The 2,969-nt window shown below is 71.2% G+C and carries 5 protein-coding genes; all 5 read right to left on the reverse strand.

What is annotated here, in order from left to right; genetic code table 11:
- Positions 1-125: 125 nt before the first annotated feature.
- On the reverse strand, positions 126-512 hold the full coding sequence (locus ACFV4N_RS42150; protein WP_499678301.1) for a VOC family protein: 387 nt from the start codon (positions 510-512) through the stop codon (positions 126-128).
- Positions 509-802, reverse strand: coding sequence for an ArsR/SmtB family transcription factor (locus ACFV4N_RS42155; protein WP_499678302.1), 294 nt, complete (start codon positions 800-802; stop codon positions 509-511). Before ACFV4N_RS42155 ends, ACFV4N_RS42150 begins: the two co-directional genes overlap by 4 nt.
- Before the next feature lie 80 nt (positions 803-882).
- Positions 883-1,443: a dienelactone hydrolase family protein gene (locus ACFV4N_RS42160; protein WP_499678303.1), complete on the reverse strand. Its 561-nt coding sequence runs from the start codon at positions 1,441-1,443 to the stop codon at positions 883-885.
- Between the two features lie 62 nt (positions 1,444-1,505).
- Positions 1,506-2,168 carry a TetR/AcrR family transcriptional regulator gene (locus tag ACFV4N_RS42165; protein WP_499678304.1) on the reverse strand — a complete coding sequence of 221 codons (663 nt, stop codon included), beginning with the start codon at positions 2,166-2,168 and terminating at the stop codon, positions 1,506-1,508.
- 93 nt (positions 2,169-2,261) lie between these two features.
- Entirely contained in the window at positions 2,262-2,669 is a 408-nt protein-coding gene (locus ACFV4N_RS42170) for a winged helix-turn-helix transcriptional regulator (RefSeq protein WP_499678305.1), read from the reverse strand.
- Between the last annotated feature and the right edge of the window lie 300 nt (positions 2,670-2,969).

Raw genomic sequence — 2,969 nt, forward strand, 5'->3', positions numbered from 1 at the left:
GACGGGTGGCGTGGAGCACCCCTCGTCCGCCACCCCACCCGTCCACACGTCCCGCACCCGGAGGCCGCCGACACCGGTAACCTCCCCGACCGCAGGCCCGGGTCGGGACGGTGACCGGGCCGGTCCTACTTGTGCTGGACGATCTGGATCAGGTTGCCGCAGGTGTCGTCCAGCACGGCGGTGACGACGGTGTCCATCTCCAGCGGCTCCTGGGTGAACACCACGCCGAGGCCGCGCAGCCGGTCGAACTCCGCGCGGACGTCGTCCACGGCGAACGCGGCGACCGGGATGCCGTCCGCGAGCAGCGCTTCCTTGTACTGCTTGGCCGCGGGGTGGCCGTCGGGCTCCAGCAGCAGTTCGGGGCCGTCCGGCTGCTCCGGCGAGACCACGGTCAGCCACCGGTCCGCCCCCAGCGGGACCTCGGTCTTCTTCACGAAGCCCAGCACGTCGGTGTAGAAGCGCAGCGCCTTGTCCTGGTCGTCGACGAAGACGCTGGTCAGGTGGATCCTCATGGGGTGTTCTCCGGTGGTTTCGGCTTGAGCCATCGAGTCACGACGTGCTCGAGCGGTTCGGTGTTCAGGTCGTGGAACTTGTAGCGGCCCTCGCGGCGCGAGCGGACCAGTCCCGCCGCCTCCAGCACGGCCAGGTGCTGGCTGATCGCCTGGCGCGTCAGCTCCGAGCCGTGCCGGGTGGACAGTCGCGCGCAGATCTCGAACAGCGTCTGGCCGTCGCGTTCCACCAGCCCGTCGAGGATGCGCCGGCGGGTGGGGTCGGCCAGCGCCTTGAAGAGGTCGTCCGCCATGACCCCACAATAGGCAAGTGAGGGCTTGCATGACAACTCGGCCCGGTGCGGCCCTCCTCCGGGCGCGCGGGCCGGTCGGCTCAGCCGAGGAACTCCAGCACCCGGCGCCAGGTCAGCTCGGCCGCGGCCGGGTCGTGGTCGGGGAGGTCGGGGTCCGTGTAGAAGTGGCCGGCGCCCGGGTAGCGGAAGACCTCCAGCTCGACGTCCGCCCGCCGCGCGGCCAGGCGAAGGGCGGCGACGCGCTCGGGCGGCGCGAAGTCGTCCGGTTCGGCGGCGTGCAACTGGACCCGGAGACCCGGCCGGACGGCGGCGGGGAGGTCGGCGGCGGCGTGCAGGAGGAGGACGCCGGCGGTCGCGGGGCGCTCGGGCCAGAGGTCGGAGACGACACCCGTGCCCATGGAGACACCGGCGAGCACCGTCTCGTCCGGCATGTCCGCGATGCCCTGGCGGGCGCGCTCGACCGCGGTCGCCCAGCCGATCCGGTCGAGCAGCCGGAACCCCTGGTCGAGGGTGGCGGCGGTCTCGCCGCCGAAGAGGTCGGGCGCGACGACCTCGTGCCCGGCGCGACGCAGCCGCTCGGCGGCGAGGAGTTCGGCCGGCCGCAGGCCGAGGACGGAGTGGAACAACGCGATGGACGCCATGGCGCCACATCGTTCCGCAGGGCGGTCCGGGGGCGACGACGTGCGCTGCCCGGGAACGGGCGCTAGGAGGTCTCCAGCGCGCGGACGACGGGTTCGACGTCCAGCCCGGGGTCGGCGGCCTGCGCGGCGCGCAGCGCCCCGACCAGCACCTTCATCAACATCTCCACGATCACCTCGGCGTCGTACCCGTGGCCGCCGTCGAGGTAGTCCCTGGCGAGCTGGTTGGCCGCCGTCGTGTGGAGCCGCGCGACCAGGCGGACCGCGGGGCGGTCGAAGTCCAGGCCCAGGTTCTCGCAGAGCGCGCGGCTCCCGCGGTCGCGGATGTCGTCGAACTGCTCGACCTCCGGTCCGGGTGCGCGCAGGATGAGGTTCAGCGCCACGTCGCGGTGGGTGGCCAGGTACGTCAGGTGCGCGGCGTGGGACCGCCTGACGCGTTCGACCATCGGGATGGCGGGGTCCGTGACGTGCAGGGCGAGCACCTCGCGGCCGATCTGGCACAGCACTTCCCGGTACAGGCCCTGCTTGCTGCCGAAGTGGTGGAACACCAGGCCGTGCGCGACGCCCGCGGCCTTGGCGATGTCGCCCGCCTTCACCTCGGCGTACGGCGAGGACATGAACAGGGCCCTCGCGGCGGCGAGCACCTTCTCCCGCGTCAGGGTCGCGGCTGCCCGGCGACGGGTCGGGGTGGTCGGCGGCACGTCCTGCTCCTCTGTGCGTTCAGGCATCCCATTTTAACAGTCGTTGACTTTGGGTCAGTGACTCGTGCTTGGTCGACTCCAAGCCAGTGACTCGAAGCCAACCAACCTGACGCCGAACGCTCACTCCCCGGCGCGCCCGTCGTAGTCGACCTGACGCGCGCGGATCTCGTCGGAGTGGGCGACCGTCCAGTCGTAGAGCCGGCCGAACGGCTCGCGCAGGGATTCGCCGAGCGGGGTCAGCGAGTACTCGACCCCGACCGGTGAGGTCGGCAGGACGCGGCGCTCGATCATCCCGTTGCGCTCCAGGCGGCGCAGGGTCCGCGTCAGGACCCGCTGGGTGACGCCTTCGAGGCGGCGCTTGATCTCGTTGAACCGGCGCGGTTCTTCGAGCGCGGCCATGGCCATCATCGACCACTTGTCGGCGATCTGGTCGAGGATCGGGCGGCTGGGGCAATCGGCCCGAAAGACGCTCCCACTGCCCGCGATGGACCGGTAGGTGGCGTCGGTGCCGGTTTCGGAAGTGGTCACGACGGTATCCTCCAGGATACTTGGGGTGTTCGAAGTGCGTTATTGACGCGGGCGGCGGTCCGGCTGAAGCTCAGGTATACATCGAAAACCCGGATGCCTGCCAGACGCGTACAGGAGTGCCCTCGTGGTCCACAGCAGTTACCCGACCCTCCGGGTCGCCGTCGAAGCCGGCGTCGCCCGCGTCACGATCGACAACCCGCCGGTCAACGTGCTGGACGTCGCGCTCATGGCCGACCTGCGATCCCTGCTGACCGCCTTGCGCGAGGACGGCTCGGTGCGGGTGGTCGTGTTCGACAGCGC

The sequence above is a fragment of the Actinosynnema sp. NPDC059797 genome (assembly GCF_042732085.1).
Lineage (GTDB): Bacteria > Actinomycetota > Actinomycetes > Mycobacteriales > Pseudonocardiaceae > Actinosynnema.